Below are 17,889 nucleotides of genomic sequence, written 5' to 3' on the forward strand. Positions count from 1 at the left end.
GGGTCCTCTCGAGATCGCGGAAGGGGGAGTCTATCGCCGTCACGGGCCGGAGGAGGCCGGCGTCGGCGGTGGGTTGGTCGAGACCGGCGGCCTGATCGGCGGGGTGAAACAGGCGCCGAACATGTCGTCGACCCGCTGGGCCTCGGCGAGCAGCTGCTCCCGGGTCGCGTTCGGGAACGCCTGGTAGAACTTGTTCCAGATCTTGCGGATCTGGCTCAGGTGGACCGAGTTGTTGATCTCGTTGGGGATGCCGCGCAGATTCTCGGGCGAGTTGATCTCGGAGGTGGTGAACCGGCCCGGGAAGAGTTTTTCGACCTGCCGCTCGATCGCGTGGTGCACCCGGATCTTGCCCTTGAGCCACGGGAAGATCTTGAAGAAGGTGTCGCGGTAGCTCTTGGTCGTCGAGCTGCCGACGGTGGCGCCGTTGAGGCCGCCCGGGTTGGTGACGCTCACCTTGGGCGGCGGCGTCGAGGCGAGCGGCCCGGACGTCGTCGCGGTGGCGTTCGGCGAGGAGCTCTGCGCCAGGCCCTCCTCGGGCGGCGGCTGCTGCGACGACGTCTTCTCGGGCGGCGGCTTCGACTCCGGCGGCGGCTCGCCGCCCCCGCCCCCGCCGCCGTTGCCGACCATCGCCATGGCGACCGGGATCGCCGCGGAGGTCAGCGCCGGCATCACCGCCTTGGTGTTGGCGACGATGCTGGGAAGGCTGAACGACGGCGCGGTGAAGTTGCGCAGCGCGGCGACGCCGCCCTCGCCGATGTCGGCGATCCCGGAGGCCGCGGCGCCGCCCCCGCCCCCACCGAGCGTGATGCCCTTGACGCCGAAGATCGTGGCGACCACGTCGACCGGGAGGGCGCCCAGCTTGCGGGACAGCTCCTCGTCGGACAGGTCGTCGCCCTTGTAGTTCTTGCCGGTGGTCAGCTCGTGCGAGGTCTTGACCACGTTGGCGGTGCCGACTGCGGCGCCGGCCACCACCAGCCCGGTGACGATGGCGCCCTCGCTGATGCCGGTGAACGCGGCCGCACCGGCGAGCAGCGGCGCGGCGGCGGCGCCGCCGGTCATCACGATGGCGGCGCCGATGGCGACGGTTCCCGCCGCGATGGCGAACCCGATGCCCACCTGTGTCCAGTTGACCTTCCAGGCGCCGTTGCGGTCGACCTGGTTGACCGGGTCGCAGCCCGCGTACGTGTAGAGGTTGGTGGAATCGCGCAGCCCGGCGGGATCGGCCGACGCCCAGCGGGCGAGCCAGGGCGCGTAGTACCGCGCGCCGACGCGGTACAGGCCGGTCTCGTCGTCGCGTTCCCGGCCGATGAACCGGTCCCGCTTGCGGGCGTCGGCCTCCGAGCGGGCCGCCCGGTACGCCGTGCTGCCGTACGGGGTGTACTCCTCGAAGCTGAGCAGCCGCCCGTCGCCGTCGGCCTCGATCGTCACCGAGCCGAGGTGGTTGGGGATCTGGTGCCGGATCTGGCGCCGCGGCGTGTCGTCGTCGACGTCGTTGCGGGCGGTCACCCGCGCGACGGTGTTCCGGCCGTCGCCGACGGAGAGCGTGTTGCGGACCAGCCCGCGGTGCGCACCGGCGTGCTTGCGAACCACCTCCAGGCCGCCGACGTAGATCCGGTCGGTCCGGACACCGCCACCGGCGCGTACGGTGACTTTCCGGGTGCGCGCGCCCGAGGAGTCGTACACGTAGTAGGTGCGCTCGGCGCGGCCGTCCGCCGACCGCCGGCGCCGCGAGGTGCGCAGCTGGTCGAGGTGGTTCCAGCCGATCTCCTCCAGGTGCGGCAGCCGCGTCAGGTTGCCGTGCCGGTCGTAGCCGTAATGCTCCGGCATGGACCCGCCGGTGGACAGCGTCGTGGTGCTCAGCCGGTTGCCGGCCGGCTCGTACGCGAACGTCCGGCTCCACCCGCGGTGTCGCGGGTCGTGGCCGCGATGCCGGAGCCGGGTCACGTTGCCGACGTCGTCGTACTCGTACTCCTCGGTGTAGCGGGCCACCGCGCGCCGGTCGTCCGGCAGCGCGACGCCGGGCAGCCGCGGGCCCGCCGGGCGCGGCCGGGCGCCGAGGCGGCTCAGCTGCTCCCGCCCGGTGGCGCGGATCAGGCGGTACAGCGCGTCGTAGGTGTACTCGGAGCTCGCGTCCACCCGCTGGTTGCGGAAGAAGACCGGCCGGTGCGCCTCGTCCGCGATCGCGGTGATGTTGCCGACCGGGTCGTACGTGTAGACCAGGCGCTGCAGGTCCCGGCCACCGCGCTCCCGGGTGGTGACGAGGCGGGTCATCCGGAACGTGAGCGGGTCGTAGTCGAACGTGGTGACCACGCCGTTGCCGCGCTCCAGCCGGCGCTGCCGGCCCTTGGCGTCGAACACGGTGTGCCGGATCAGCGGCGTCCACTCCGCCGCGCCCTCGATCCGCTGGTCGAGGCCGAGCAGCAGGTTGGAGCGGTTGTAGCGGTACCGGGTGACGCCGGCGGCGAAGCCTTCCTCGGCCGGGTTCGTCAACGTCAGCACCCGGTTCAGCGCGTCGAACCTCGAGGTCGCCCGGTACTCGCCGGGCAGCAGCGCGGGCTCGGCGGCGGCGAGCAGGCCGGCGTCGTCGGCGCCGTCGAGGGACCAGTCGATCACGGTGCGGTACTCGGCGGCGACGCGCCGGAGCGACCGTACGGGATTGCCCTTGAAGTCGTAGTCGGTGAACAGCGCCGCGCCCGACTGGTCGAGGTGCAGGTGGATCCGGGTGCGGGCGTTGTGCCGCTCGGCGTCCGGCGCGGACTCGCCGTACACGGTCCGCTCGGTCACCACCTCACGGTCGCGGTCGTCGGGGTCCGCGCCGCGGACGGCGATCCGCACCAGCCGGCGCAGCGCGTCGTAGACCGGCCGGGTGCGGTGGCCGCGGTCGTCCCACTGCCGCAGCGGCTTGTCGTCGACGTCGCACAGGGTCCACCGGGTGCCCGAGTCCATGGCGTCGCGGCGCAGCTCGCGGCCGATCAGGTCGAACACGCTGCGCGTCACCACCCGGCCGAGGGGCGACAGCGCCGTCATCGAGTCCCGCACCGCAACCGGGTTGCCCTCGATGTCGTACTCGCAGCGGGTGTCCAGCACGACCGGCGCCGGCCGGAAACCGTTGTGCGCGCGGGTCAGGAACGCCCGTTGCAGGGGATCGAGGTGGGTGGTCGCCGGGGTGCGCGCGTGCGCCTCGGCCCGCTGCGCCGCGGCCCGCTCGCGCGGGCCGAGCGCGCCGTCGATCCGCTGCGCGTACCAGGTGCGCCAGCCCGGGCCGGCGGCGGCGAAGTGCCCGGCCATCACGCCGCCGACGTCGGGGTCGGTGCGCGGATCCTGCAGGACGGTGTCGTTGCGGTCCCAGGCGGTGCGGTGCCAGGCCCCGAAAGTCACCTTCTCGTACGTGTGGTCGGGGCTCAGCGTCGCCACCACCCGCTGGACCGGGTCGTAGAACTTGATCGTGCTGACGCCGCGGATCGCGCCGTGCTCGAAGCCGTGGTCGAAGGTGAAGAACGGCTCGTACACCCGGACGGGGTTGCCCTTGTTGTTCAGCACCCGCCATCCGGTGGAGATCCAGCGCGGCCGGTCCGGATGCGCCGGGTCGGGGTCGGCCTCCACCTTGTTCTGCACGTCGTTGCCGAAGCCGTCGCAGTAGGAGAACGTGTTCTGCAGCCCGGATCGCCGGCCCGGGGCCAGGTCGGACTCGTGTGTCTCCCGGACGATCGAGCGCACCGACGGCGCCTGCGGCGTCGCGTCGTCCCGGGTGCGGTGATAGGCGAAGATGTCGTAGCAGTACCGGCGGCCGGCCTTGCGGATCAGCGCCGGCGCGGTCTGGTCCGGCGGACCGTCCGGGCCCCGGTCGTCCAGGGCGGCGGCGTCGAAGCCGGCCAGCGAGTCGCCGAGCTCCTCGCCCTCCTTGCCCATCGACGCGGTGGCGACCAGCATGCCGAGCGTGTCGACCGCCGCCTCGGCTCGGTTGCCGTTCGGGTCGGTGACGAACAGGGCGCGCATGATGCGGTAGTCCACGCCCGATCCGGCGGCGTCGCGCCGCCCCGCCGTCGTCCGGTTGCCCAGCTGGTCGACGGTCTCGACCACCACGAGGTCGTACCGGTCGTAGACCGCCTCCCGGTCCCGGCTGGTCACCCCGTCCTGGAACGGGTCGCGGGCGCGGCGCGGCAGGAAGAAGTGCCGGCGGGCGAAGGCCAGCTCGTCCTGCCCGGCGGGGGACAGGAAGGACAGGTCGCCGGGGAGCCACCACTGGCCCGGCGGGTCGCCGGCCGGGAACGCGCCGGCCGCGGCCAGCTCCGATCCGCTGCGGTACCCGCCCTCGCGCAGCACCGCGTCCAGGTCGTCGAGCAGGTCCTCGCCATCGCGCCGGAAAGTGTGCCGCAGCAGGGGTTCGTCGAAGCACAGCCGGAACGTGCAGCCGGCGACCGCGCGCGGCTCCAGCGCGCCGAGGGGCAGCAGCGCCGTCGCGTCGCCGGCCGCGGCGCCCAGGTCGTCGGGGCGGTACAGGACCCGGGAATGGTCGATCAGGCGGCGCCGGCCGGGCCCGCCGCCGGTGAACTCCTCGAAGGCGAAGCGCAGGCCGTCGCGGGGCCGCGCCCCGGTGATCTCGTACGCCCGGACGTCGGCGGGCAGCGGTATGCGGTAGTGGTCCGCCGTGTCGACGAAGGCGGTCATCGTGTTGTGCGCCGCGGTCATCAGCGTCCGGCCCTGCGCGGCGCGGTCCTCGTCGGTGGGCAGCGCCGGGTCCGGCGTCCGGCGCCCGTATGCGACGGTCACCTCGTCCAGCACATGCCCGGCGTCGTCGACGGCCAGGATCAGCGAGTGGTCGACCCGGGGATCCGCCGGGTCGCGCTCGTAGGTGTAGGTCAGCCGTTCCCGGGGATGGGCCAGAAAGACGGCGTGCCGGTTCGCGCCGCGTCGCTGCAGCGTCCGGACGGTGAAGTTCTGCTCGAGGACGGTGTACGGGTGCCGCTCGGCCGGGGTGCCGTCGAGGCCGTACACCTCCTGGCGCAGCAGCGAACCCTTGAGCGCCCGGCAGGCCTCGCGCTCCTCGTCGAAGGTGAGGCCCGGCGGCAGGACGGTGTCCGGCAGCAGCCGCCGGCGGGCCTCGTCGTCATCGTCGGCCCAGGCGGGCTCCCGGTAGTACTCGCCGCGGTCGTCCGGCCCGACCAGGCCGGCGAAGTAGTCGCTGACATGGTCGCGTCCAAGGTAGACGCCGGTGTGGAACCAGGACTTCGTGTAGACCGGCGGCACGTAGGTCGCGGCGTCGCCGTCACCGGCGAAGTCCTCGGTGTCCCACTGCTCCACCAGCCCGAAGCCGCGCGGCTCCCGCTCGACGGCGTCGAAGTACTGATGGTGGTACGCGTAGCGGGAGGTGAACCGGTGCCGGTTGACGTGGTCGATGACCTCGCTGCGGGCCACCACGTGCACCGGGAACGGCGACCGGGTGATCCACCGCCGGCCGGCCGCCTTGTCGGCGAGGTAGTAGGAGGTCGATGACCGGTAGTGCACCCGGGTCTCGGCGCCGAGGTTGTTCGCCATGCCGGTCAGCAGGTGCGGCTTGGCGCCCATCAGGTCGAGGTAGCGCAGCTGCCGGCGCGCGTCGCCGGGCAGCGCCGACGACCAGACCAGGCAGGCGGTGCCGTTGCCGAGCAGGTCGAGCAGCTCGACGCCGGCCAGGTTGTCGATCAGCGGGAAGCCGTCCAGGCGGTGCGGCGCGCTCAGCGCGTTACCGGACTGGTTGAAGTACAGCCGGGGGCCGCTGCCGTGCAGGTAGACGACGTCGTTGGTGCCGGAGCCGTCCAGGTCGCCGAGGCGCACCTTGGCCGCCGAGAACTGCCCTTCGGAGTCGAAGCGCGGCACGTTGCGCATCGTGATCCGCGCGCCGAACCGGCCGTAGCCCAGGTTCGGCCAGTAGGCGACGTCGCCGTTGCGGATCCGGACGATGTCCGAGAGGCCGTCGCCGGTCATGTCCGCGAGCTGGACGTTCTCGGTGGCGTCGGCGAACACCACCCGGGGCCCGCGGCGCTCGTCGCCGGGCACCGGTATCCGGTACGCCGGCCCGAAGCCGTCCAGGCCCAGGCCCCGGTGCCAGACGATGGAGTCGCCCTCGGTGACGAGCACGTCCGGCAGGCCGTCGCCGTCGAGGTCCACCAGGCGCAGGTTCGGATCGTCGAAATCGGTGTTGAGCCGGTGGCGGAACGCGCGGAACGGCCGCCAGCCGTCGTCCTCGTCGTGCTGGTAGACGCCGGCGCCCGGCCCGCCGAGCACGGCGAGGTCCAGCCGGCCGTCGCCGCCCAGGTCCATCAGCTGGGCGCCGGCGCCCAGGGTGTGGTTCGGCCGGTCCGGCACCGCCTCCAGCGGCCCGAAGCGCACCTCGCCCGCCGTGCCGCCGCTGAGGTTCGGCAGGAAGTACCAGCCGCCGCCCTGCTCGGTGAAGGCGCCCGGTATCCCGTCGCCGTGGAGGTCCAGCCAGCGGAAGATCCGGCCGTCCAGGCCCTGCGGCAGCGATCCGAGCTGGTCCGCGGCGACGGTCTGCACCCGGGTCTGCACGGTCGCCGCCGAGTACGTCATCTCCACCGGCGGCAGCGCGCGCCGCCGGTAGCCGGCGCCGTCGCGGCGGAACCTGGCCTGGGTGACGGCGACCAGCTCGGCGTAGACCGGCCGGTCCACAGTGGTGGGGTCGGTGCGCGGCGAGTAGGTCAGCTCGGCCGCGCCGACCAGGGTGTCCGCGCCGACCGAGGGCTCGTCCGGAAAGGAGTGGAACATCAGCACCCGGCGGCACAGCCGGGCGGTCCGGATCTCGAACCCGGCCCGGTACGCCGAGAACGGATCGTCCCGGGTGCCCCAGGGCCGGTCCGGCTCGATCCGCGGGTGCTGTTCGTCGTGGTCGCCGTAGTCGAACACCGCGGTGAAGTGCCAGTGCGTGTCCCGTACCGCCGCGTCGTCGAGGAGGCGCGGCCGGTCGCCGTCGGGGTCGAGCAGCGGCGTCGCGTTGCCGTACCGGATCCGCTTGAGGTAGCGCTGCGCGGTGCTGCGCGGGTCGTCCTCGGCGGCGTACTCGTACCGGACCACGTTGCCGCTGGTGTCGCGGGTCTCGCAGACCAGCCAGCCGAAGATGTTCCGCACGTCGGCCGGGTCGGTGATCCGGGAGCCGGGCCCGGCGCCGTAGCTGGTGAGCACGTTCTCGGGGGACAGGGTCCGCCAGTGCACGTCGGCCGGGTCGGCGATCCGGGTCCAGCGCTCGATGCGGGCGAACGTCGCCTCGATCCGCGGGCGGTACCGGCGCACCTCGTACCCGTCGATCCGGTACGGCGCGGCGGCCGGCACCAGGTCCTCGGCCGAGGAGAGCAGGAACACGTCGGACTCGTGCGCGTCGTCGTAGCGGGGCAGGCCCTTGTCGGTCTTGCGGACGATCGCCGGCAGGCCGAGGCTCCAGCCGAGGCCGAACGGCCCGTTGCCCGACCCCGAGTCGTAAGCCAGGTCCAGCCGCGGCCCGAAGCCGTCGCGTCCCGGGGTGAGCGGCAGCGGGACCGTGAACGAGGCCGTGCCGGTCACGGCGTCGACGCCGAACTTCTCGCCGATGCCGCGGATCGCGCCGCCGCCGGTCGGCAGGGCGACGCTCGGCAGCGCCGGCGCCTCCGGCAGGCCGGCGGGCGGCGGTTGCCGCGGCGGCGGGCCCGGCGGCGTGGCCTCGGCGGCCGCGCCGCCGGCGGGCTCCGGCGGCGGCCCGGCGGCGGGCGTGGCGGGCTGCATCCTCAGGCCCGCCGCGCGCCGGTACGCTCCGTCAGCTCGTAATGCACCAGCAGGAACACCCGCGTGGCGTCCCGCACCGGCCGGTCGAACTCGAAGCTGCCGACCAGCCGCGGCTCGGCGGAGCCGACCGGACCGACGTCGACGTCCACCATGCCGTGGTAGAAGCCGCACTTCTCGCTGCCGGCGACGAGCTGGAACCGGTACTCGACCTCGGGCTCGCAGCGGGCCCAGCCCGCCACCGCGAACTCGAGGTCCACGTGCGTGCTCGGCGCCGCGTGCGCGGACTCCAGGAAGATCTCGACCCGGCGCACCCGGGCGCCGCGCCCGCTGGTCACGCCGGCGAAGTAGTCCCGGGACAGCCGCAGGTCGAGCCGGCGGTAGCCGCCCTCGCCGGTGAACCGGGCCCACTCCTGCGGCATCTCGCGCGCCAGGTCGATGAGCCGCTCGCCGGCGTCGGGCAGGCGCTCCCGGGCGTACGCGGCCGCCGCCCGGCGCAGCACCGGGCCGCCCTCGCGCGCCGTGTAGTTCACGTGCAGCACCGCGTCGCCGAGCTGGTCCAGGTCGAAGTCGTTGTTCTCCGGCGGGATCTCCAGGCGCCAGGTGCTGACCGCGCCGGCGTACTCGAACGGCAGGTAGCGCTCGTCGCGGAAGATCAGCTCGAACAGCCCGGCGTCGTTCTGGCCGCTGGAGGTGGCGATGGCCTGGCGGTTGCCGAAGTCGCGTACCGCGCGGCGGTCGCCGCACTCCAGCGGGTAGCCCGCCGAGGTGCCGCACCGCTCGCCGCATCCGTCGCCGCAGCCGGCGCAGTCACCGCCGCCGCAGGCGCAGCCGCACGGCCCGGCCGCCGGCTCGTCGCAGCAGCACGCGGCCGGCCCGAGCAGGTGCGGCTCGACCCGGACGGTGCTGGACAGCAGCGTCAGCCGGGCGTGCACCCCGGTGTACCGGCCGACCACCGCCGGCACGGTCAGCGACACGCTCTTGAGCCGGCGCAGGTAGTGGCCGGGATAGTCCAGGTCGAACAGCCACTCGGGCAGCTCGACCGTGCACGCGCCGGTCACCTTGAGGTCCAGGAACGCCGAGCCGAAGAACCGGCACAGCGAGACGTGCTTGGTCAGCTCGTAGTCGCGGACGTTCTCGCTGGTGTACGCGGCCTCCATGCGGCGCACGGCGAGCGTGAGGTGCTCGCCGGCGGTGAGCCCGTGGTGCAGGTCGGACCAGGCGGAGCGGGGCACGAACCGGCGGTCGGTGAAGCCCCGCTCGACGTTGAACGCGCGCTCGGCCTGCCGGGCGGCGCACTCGGCGATCTCGTACATCTGGCGGTAGAGCCCGGCCACCTCCTTGCTGAGCCAGAGGAACCGCGCGTGCGAGGTGGCCTTGTCCCGCAGCAGCTCGACGACCTCCCGGGCGTTCTCCACCTGGCGCTGGACGCTGTTGACCTCCGCCAGCGCGGCGGCGCGGCGCCGCTCGGCGGCCAGGATGTTCCGCTCGGCCTGTGCGATCTCGAGGGTGGCCAGCTCGCGCTGGTACAGCCAGTCGGTGAGTCGCCGGTCCCAGCCGGCCTCGGTGTTGCGCAGCCCGGCGGTGCCGGACAAAATCGTCGCCACCTGCCCGGAGATCCGGGAGATTCCGGAGAACACATTCGACAGCTTGGTGCCGAGCGGCAGCTGGGTGAACGCGGTCGTGCCGACGAAGACGTCCGGGATGGCGCCCATTACCACGCCGATCGCCTCGGTCACGCTGGACGCGCCGGTGGCGCCGAAGGAGCCGTTGCTCAGCTCCCGGTAGTCGATCTCCCCGGCGATGTCGCCGCGGATGATCAGCGCGTTGTAGTAGTCGTACCGGGTCTGCGCGGCCTGCTTGGCCAGCCGCAGGCCCTGAACCTGCCAGTCGGAGTCGCGCCACTGTTCCCGGCGGATCGCGCCGCTGAGCTGCAGGACCTGCTGCTCGTGCCGGGTACGCACGGCGGTGAGCAGCTCGGCGTCGCCCCTCTCCAGCGCGCCCTGCAACTCCGAGCCGAAGCTGGTGACCTGCGCGGCGAAGTCGGCGGCGCGGCTCAGCACGTAACCGAACCGGTACGGGCTGGCCGGGCAGCAGCAGTCCGTCCCGCCGTACCCCGCGTCGCCGTCGCAGCATCCTTGGTCGGAGTCGCCGGGCTCGGCCCGCAGCACCGCGCGCCGGTCGGCGACCCGCGCGTAGAGCGACATCAGCCACGGGTTCAGCGGGGCGTCGCACGGCCGGAAGTCCGTGACCCTGCCGGGATCCCGCCGTTCGCCGCAGCCCGGCGTGGTCACCGGAGTCGGGCCGAGCAGCTTGGCCGCGCCGTCCAGGATGAGCCGGGCCCGGGTGCGCCCGGCGGCGGTGTGCTCCTGCTCCGCGCAGCGCGCCCACTCCAGCAGCGTCTCGAGGTACTCGAGGGTGAGATGGCGCCGCCGGGCGGTGTCGTCGTCGGCCTCGGTGCCGTCGCAGCAGCCGCCGCCGCGGCGCGCGAACGCCTCGCCGATGCGGGCCGCCTCGCCCCGCCGCCGGCGCCGGGGCAGCTGGTCCCGGTCGTCCACGGGCCGGCACCACCGGTTGTCGCCCCGCATCGGGTCGTACGCGGTCGCGTACCAGGCGGTGGCCGCCTCCGGGCGGCAGCGGGCCCGCAGTGCGCACGCCACCGTGATCGCCTCGGCGAACGGGTCGGCCGGGAACAGTGGCGCGCCGGGATCGAAGTACAGGAAGTACGGGTAAGCGGTGATCCTGCCGAGCCCCGGGTTGTCCTTCGGCAGGATCACCACATCCGGGGTGACCTGCGGGACGACGGTCGCCTGGTCGGAGGCGAGCTCGTAGCGGAAGCCCGGATCCGGCGGCGGGGCCGCGCCGGGGGTCAGTAGTCCGCCGCCGACCCGCAGCAGCAGGGTGTCGCGCTCGCGTCCCACCAGGGTCAGCGTCGTGGTGGCCGCGCTCGCGTCCACGGGGATCCGCACCCCGTGGACGGACCGGCGCGGCTGGCGGATCTCGCCGTCGCGGACGTGCGCCCAGACCAGGTGCACCGATCCCTTGGCCGGCCACTCCAGCATCGGTGCGGCCGTGGTGGCGTCGTGCCAGCCGGGCCAGTCGGCGACCTGCTGGATCTCCTCGAACGTCGCCGTGTCGACCAGCCAGAAGTAGTACTCGTCCGGCACGGCGCCGCCGCCCTCGCGGGGCCGGAACGGCTGCCCGGCCGGCGGCACGGCCGCGGCCGGCACCCGCAGGAAGCGGGCGCCCAGCCGGATCGCCGCCTCGATCCACAGCGGCAGGGCCCCGTCGATGGTCCGGGGTAGCACCACGTCGGCCCTCAGACCGATCTCGCCGTCGTTGTCGCCGTCGTTGTCGTTGTCGTCGTCTCGGACGTCCTCCGGGGTCGGCGGCGGCGCCAGCCAGGAGCGGGCGCCGGCGCTCTCCGGGGTACCGAGCAGCCCGAGGCCCTGCCGGGCCGGGGTCAGCCGGGTGAGCGCGGAGGCGTCGCGCTCCTGCAGGAGCAGCAGGCCGGGATGGCGCGGCGGGCCGGCGTTGGCGGGCCAGGACTCGAGCCCGCCCGGCACCGGCATGGACACCGTCGCGCGGTGCAGTTCCCGCTCCAGCAGCCGGAAGCTCTCGGTGCGCCGGGCCGCGGTCAGCTCGCGCGCGCCGGCACCGTTCTCGCGGTACAGCTGCCCGCGCCGCCAGGCGCCCCACGCCTCGCAGGTGGCGTACCGGTCGTCCCAGCGGCGGACGAACGCCGGGTCCGGGCGCCAGAGCTCCAGGCCGAGCCGGGTCCGGGCGATCAGCGACTGCGCGGCGGCGATGCCCGCGTCGATCCGGGTGATGGTGGCCTCGGTGCCGGTCAGCACGTCGGTCAGCAGCAGGTCACCCAGCTGCCCGGCCGAGGTCACCGACCCGCCGCCCTTGCCGGGCAGCGGCACCCGGCCCATCCGGATCAGGTACGCGACCAGCGCGTCGCGCGCGTGCACACGCAGGCAGTCGTCGAGGCGCCGCAGGTCGCGGTAGCGCGCCGGCGGGCCGTTGCCCACGAAGCCGGCGCGCACCAGCGTCACCAGGTTGAGGTTGCCGCCGGAGCCGAGCAGGTCGTCGTCGGCCCACAGGTCCGGCCGGGCCGGCGCCAGGTCGGCGATCGCGAAGCGGTGCGTGATCCGCCGGACGATCCGGTCGGCGTGCCACACCCGGGTCGGCCAGCGCTCGTCGGTGAGCGCGTCCGCGGCGATGGTCGTCGCCGGCTGATAGGTGAGCACCTGCGGCGCGTGCGAAAGGTTGACGCCCAGGTGGCGCAGCAGCTGAGCCGGATTGTCCGGCTGGTTGCCGGCGGCCTCGTCGTACAGCAGCCAGACCGGGTCCTCACTGGCCGGCTCGGCGCGCCGGTTCAGCTCGACGTGGTCGAACAGCCGCTCCCAGACGTCGAACCAGGCCTGCCGGCGCGGCGTCGACGGCGCGGCCCGGTCGTCCGCCGCGGGCGGGAGGTAGGTGTCCAGCAGCGGCAGCAGGTTGGGGTCGAAGTCGACGGCGTGCGGCTGCCAGCCGGCGCCGCCGGCGTCGGAGAACGCCAGCCCGGCCAGCCGGTCGCCGTGCTCCAGCAGGTAGCCCAGCTCCGACTGGCCGTAGTCGGAGAAGACCCGCGCCGACAGCCCGAACCGGTACGCCAGCAGCAGCGCCTTGAACGCACGCTGGTAGGTGCGGCGCACGTCGCGCAGCGTGCTGACGTACTGGGCGCGGAGCAGCTCGGCGGGCACCCCGTAGACCAGCTTGCCGTTGACGCCCGCGTCCAGCGGCGCGTCCTTGGCGGCCTGGTACAGCCGCTCGGCCGGGATGGCGACGCGGTCGCCGCCGGTGTCCGGACCCCGGTACTCCACCAGGAGCCCGCAGCGCAGCGCCTCGGCGTCGGCCAGCTCGTCGTCGCCGGGCGCGTCCCGGACCAGCTCGATGCTCAGCTCGTAGACGCCGCGGCGCAGCGCGAGGTCCGAGGTGCGGTGGCAGTCGGGCTCGTCGTTCCAGCGGTGGTTGAGCAGCGTCCAGCGTTTCTGGCCGCGGTTCAGCCGTACCCGCCAGTGCTGGCCGCCGTGCTCGGCGTCGCCGCCCCAGAACGAGTAGGCGCCGTCCTGCTCGACCAGCAGCAGGCCGGACCAGACGGTGCGGAACGCCGACACCCCGCCGAGGACCTGGGCGCCGCGCGCACCGATGCCGATGCCGTTACGCACGCCCGCCCAGCGCTGCTGCGCCGCGGGCAGGGCGGCGTCCAGGGCCGGGATGAGGGTCGGCACCGGCGCGTTCCACGAGTTCCGGGTCGCGGTGTACAGCGCGGTGCCGCCCTGCAGCTCGCGCCACAGTGGAGCGCCGGCCGTCGGCACCGTGTGCTCGGCGAGCAGCCCGGTACCCACCAGCGCGGTCAGCGTCGCGTACGCGCTGCCGGCGGGTCCGTCCCAGGTGACGCCGGGCCGGGTGCCGTCGTCGCGCTCCCAGGGCGGCGGGGCGGCGAAGTTCTCGTCGGCGAGCAGGGACCGCAGCACCCGGGCGGCGAGCAGCGTGGTCTCCTCGCCCTGCCCGGTGCCGCCGTCGGGCGCGTCGTCCGGGTCGCCGCCGTCGAGGTGCAGCACGTGCTCGGCCAGGTGCCGGGCGATGATCCGGCAGCGGGCGTGGAACAGCGCGAACCGGTGCCGGAACCACCGCCAGCGCTCGGCCTCGTCGGGCTCGGCGACCAGGTGCGTCCAGGCGGTCTCCAGGTCGGGGAAGAGGAAGCCGAACCGGGCCAGCTCCAGCCGGGGCGCGGCGAGCAGGTCGCGGACCGCCTGCGGCTCCTGGCCCTGCAGCGGCCGGATGCGGCTCAGCTTGGTCAGCACGGCGGCCTCGGTGAGCGGCGCGGCGGCCGACAGCTCCGCCGCGGTGCCGTCGTAGCGCAGCGGGGAGCCGGGGGTGTTCCACATGGCGGCGACGCCGCCCGCGAGCGGCACCGCCCAGCGCCGCTGCGCGGCGGTCACCGCGACGCCCGCGTCGTGCAGCACGCCCGGGAACAGGCGCGCGCCGAGCTCGGTGAGCCGGTCGCCGGTCGCCGTGCCGCCGACCTCCTCGCGCAGCACGTCGCCGACGCGCTGCCAGGAGTACGCGCCGGCGGTGTCGTCGTCCACCGCGGCGTCGAGCAGCTTGCGGCGCAGCGTCCACAGCGAGAACCGGGCCTCGTCCTCGGGATCCCGCAGCGGGTCGACCTCGGCCTCGATGCCGGAGGCGAGCGGATAGGGGTCGTCGCCGCCGAGGTGCGGTTCGGCGGTGCACAGGTAGCTGAGCTCGCCGATGCCGAACCGGGACGCGAGGATCTTCGAGAGCTGTTCGGCGAAGCGCAGCGTGTGGGTGGGGCGGGCATGCCAGGTGCGGGCCGGCGCGGCCGGGTCGAAGCCGCCGAGCCGCGACAGCGGGTCCAGGTTGGCGCGCAGCAGGCGGTGGAACGTGGCGGCCCGCCCGGGCGAGCGATGCTCGCGCGGTGCGTGCCGGGCGAGCCGCGTGATGAACTCGTCGACGACCGCGTCCGGCGGCGGCGCGCCGCGCCAGAGGTCCAGCAGCGTGCCGAGCGCCACGGCGGACAGCCCGAAGCGCCGGCGCAGCAGCTGCAGCGCGACGAGCTGCGGCGGGAAGTCCGGGTTCACCCGCCCGGCGTCGTCGAAGAGCCGCAGCACCGTGCAGATCTCGGCGAGCTCCGCGAACGACGGCGCGAACGTGCTGCGCAGCTTGCGCCACAGCCGGGCGAGCAGGGCGAGCCGCACCCACGGGCCGTCGGTCTCGGCGTCGTCGAAGTCCAGGACGTAGTCGGCCGGGCAGCACGGTGCGCAGTCGGGGAACGGGACCGGCTCGGGCTCGCCCTCGCGCGACCGGGTGTACAGCCGTCCGGGCACGTAGCCGGTGGCCATCAGATCGGCCAGCTCGCAGTACTCCAGCCCCAGCCGGGTGAGCAGCTCCGGCAGCGCCCTCGCGACGACCTTCCAGCGGTCGCCCTCGTCGCGGAACCCGTACAGGACGGCGAGGGTCTCGCCGGTCGGCGTCTCGGCGAACAGCGTCGCGTACTCGGCCGGGGAGACGCAGAGGTACTCCAGGGCCAGGTCGAGGCGGACCGGGTAGCGCCACACGTGCCGGGGGAAGGCCGCCGGCTCGCCCGCCGGGTCCAGGACGAACTCGGTGATGTCGCGGCGGAACCCGCGCAGCACGTCGAACCGGGTGGTGCCGATCGCCTCCAGGTGCCGGCGGTTGACGTCCAGCCGCTGGTCGTAGGGCAGGTCCGGCGCCGAGAAGTCGCCGGCCAGGATCTCGTACGCGGCCGGCTGCGCGACCGGCACGGCGGGCGACGAGTACGCCGGCACCGCCTCGAACCACGCCTGCGCGGGGCCCACCGGCACGGCCGCCGGGTCGGTGTCGTAGACCACGCCCTCGCTGGTGCCGTTCGCGACCATGGCCTCGAGCGACTCGTTGACCAGGTCGATGACCGGAACGGCGAGCTCGGCGTTCGCGGCCGTCGCGGCCAGGTCGCCGGCCGGCCCGGAGCGGCGGGCCAGGGCGTCGCCGAGCGGCCGCCCGGCCACCTCCACGTTCAGCAGGGCCTGCAGGTACGCGATGCCGCCGGTGGGCGACGTCGCGCAGTCGGGCTCGCAGTTGACCACGTCACCGGGGTTGATCGGCCAGAACTCCCCGCCGGCGCCGCCGCCGGGCACGGCGTCCGGGTCGCCGCCGGCCGCGATGTAGATCTTGCGCACGTACTGGCCCTGGTACGCCGGGGTGCCGATCAGCGCGTCGGCGAACTCCCGCCCGCTCAGCGCGGTGATCGACTCGCGGCTGGTGAAGCCGCGGGCGTACAGCGACTCGGCGAGGGAGAAGTGCAGCTTGTCGTCGACGCCGGCCGCCGCGGTGACGGCGTAGACGGCGTCCAGCACGTCGACGGCCCGCGCGAGCCAGGCCGCGGCGTCCGGGTCCAGGCCGAGCGTGTCGATCGTGGCGTCCCGGTCGGCGGACGCCAGCCCGTCGCCCCACTCCCAGGCCGCGTCGAAGGCCCCCCGGTACGCGTCGAAGAACAGCTGGATCAGGTCGGTCGCCGGGCGCGGCAACGCCTCGGGCTGGCCCGGGGTGGCGGCCCCGGGCCCGAGGGCGCCGGTGGAGACCTGGAAGAAGGCGTGCAGCATGCGGACGAACGCCGCGACGCGCTCCTCGAGGGTCCCCGGCCCGACGCTGGCCGGCAGCCGGTCCGGGTGCGCGGTGAACACCGTCACCCAGTTCGCGTACGTGATCTCGGGTGGCTTCGGCGCCGGCCACGGATCGGTGTCGAGGTTCTTGACGCTGCTCAGGGCGAGTCCCTCGGCGAGGACGTCCACGATCAACGGCCGGGTGTCGCCCTCCTGCAGGGCCGCGCACAGCACCAGCTCGAGGTGGGCCCGGGCGAGCGCGGGGTCGCCCATGACGGAGTTCCAGAACGGCGCGATGTCGCGGTCCGGCTCGGGATCGGGGTCCGGCATGCTGCGGTAGGCCGCGTACCCGGCGGTCAGGGCCAGGCCGACGCCGGGCGCGCAGACCGGGGTGACGCCCTGCACGCCGCCGAGCGCGCGCAGCCGGCGCGCCGCCATCTCCAGGGAGACCACGGCATCCTCGACGATGATGCCCTCCTCGACCGCCTTGCGCAGCAGGTCGAGGATCGTCACCTCGTCCGCCAGCGTGGCCAGCCGGTAGCGCACGTCGGCGGACACGTCCGGCGGCAGGCTGGCGGCGAGCGCGTAGAAGTACTGCGGCGGGATGTCGAACTGCGGGATCACTGCGACACCACCACCGTCACGGTCGGCACGCCGCCGGACGGCAGCGCCAGGCCGGGGAAGACCGGAACGGTGAGCGCCACCTGGGTGGCGGCCTTGGCCTTCTGCTCGCAGGCCAGCGCCGCGGACACCCCGTACACGTACTTGGCGAGCACCTCGGCCCGGGTGCTGTGCACCGCGTAGTAGGTGACCAGGTCCGCCTCGAACTGGCGGCGGGCGGTCTCGTCGGCGCCGGCGTCGCGGTACAGGTACTCGAGGGGTTTCGACGGCTCCGGCAGCGGCTCGAGGATGCGGTTGTAGACGATCTCCCGGGCCAGGTGCCGGGACTGCGCGGGCGTCAGCGCCGCGAGGTCCGGCGGGTTGCCCGGCCCGGGATCCTGGGCGACGACGGTCTGCATGGCCTTCAGCACGGCGTCGAACGGCGGCGGCGTGCCGTCGGCCGGAACGTCCAGGAAGGTGGTCCCGGGCGGCAGCCCGACCAGGGGAGCGGGGAGCGCGACGTAGGCGGCGACCGGGTCGAGCGCGGCGTACGAGCTGGCCGTCGGCGGGTTCGGCAGCGACCCCGGCGCCAGCTCGACGTTGAAGTTGAAGTTCTTCGCCGACACCGGGGTGGTCTCCCCGTTCACCGTCCGGGTGACGACCAGCCGCAGGTCGCGGCTGAGATACTCGCCGGCCCCGGGCGCCGGCACCTGCACGGCGGCGGTGGCGACCGGCCCGGGCCCGGGCGGCCCGGGGTCGTTGTGCTGGTAGATGGTGGAGTTCGGATCCGCGGGGTCGTAGAACGCCGTGCCGAGCAGCGCGCCGGGCTTCTTGGCGTCCGGGTCGGCGAACGAGCGGTCCCGGACCTCGACCGTCAGGCCCTCGAGGTAGTCGGTGAACTTGATGCCGCTCGTGGGCTTCTCCGGGTGCAGCCGGACGACGATGACGGACATGGGCCCTCCCCGAGCACGACGCATCGACAAGCGCTCCGTAGCGGCGAGCCCACGGACGGTGTGTCCACTCTGGTCCTTGTGAACGGCCCGGGACAATGCGTCGTTCGGCTACCTGACACTCCCGGTCACCCAACGGAGTGACGATCAATGGAAGCTGAACTCGATTCGCGCGTACGCGAGCGTCTCGTCTACGGAGAGCCCGCGCCGAAGCCCGGGCCAGATGATCGCCCGCTTCGGCGGCCAGATCCGCGTCGCGCCGACGGCCATGGTCGTCCCGGCCAGTCCGCAACCACCGGATCGGACCACACTTCCGCCCACCCGGGCGACCCAGTAGGTGGGAGCGGCGGTGCCCGGGGGTGGGTCACCGATTCCGTTGAGGAGCGCGGGCCAAGCAGCCATGGGCGTATGCGGATTCGCTA

Annotated in this window: 4 protein-coding genes; all 4 read right to left on the reverse strand. The window is 74.1% G+C overall.

From position 1 onward, the window contains the following. Positions 1 to 39: 39 nt before the first annotated feature. Positions 40 to 7,749, reverse strand: a complete 7,710-nt coding sequence (locus ACIBSW_RS18865; RefSeq protein WP_404799380.1) for a SpvB/TcaC N-terminal domain-containing protein — start codon at positions 7,747 to 7,749, stop codon at positions 40 to 42. A 2-nt stretch (positions 7,750 to 7,751) separates the two neighbouring features. Then, the gene (locus ACIBSW_RS18870) at positions 7,752 to 16,541 is read right to left on the reverse strand and encodes a neuraminidase-like domain-containing protein (protein ID WP_404799381.1); all 8,790 of its coding nucleotides are present in this window, start codon (positions 16,539 to 16,541) and stop codon (positions 7,752 to 7,754) included. Continuing rightward, positions 16,538 to 17,470 carry a hypothetical protein gene (locus ACIBSW_RS18875; RefSeq protein ID WP_354723594.1) on the reverse strand — a complete coding sequence of 311 codons (933 nt, stop codon included), beginning with the start codon at positions 17,468 to 17,470 and terminating at the stop codon, positions 16,538 to 16,540. The genes ACIBSW_RS18870 and ACIBSW_RS18875 overlap by 4 nt, the downstream gene beginning before the upstream one ends. A 144-nt stretch (positions 17,471 to 17,614) precedes the next feature. Next, positions 17,615 to 17,869: a hypothetical protein gene (locus ACIBSW_RS18880; RefSeq protein ID WP_354723592.1), complete on the reverse strand. Its 255-nt coding sequence runs from the start codon at positions 17,867 to 17,869 to the stop codon at positions 17,615 to 17,617. Between the last annotated feature and the right edge of the window lie 20 nt (positions 17,870 to 17,889).

Source organism: Actinoplanes sp. NPDC049668, from assembly GCF_044465445.1.
In the GTDB taxonomy this organism is placed as follows: Bacteria; Actinomycetota; Actinomycetes; order Mycobacteriales; family Micromonosporaceae; genus Actinoplanes.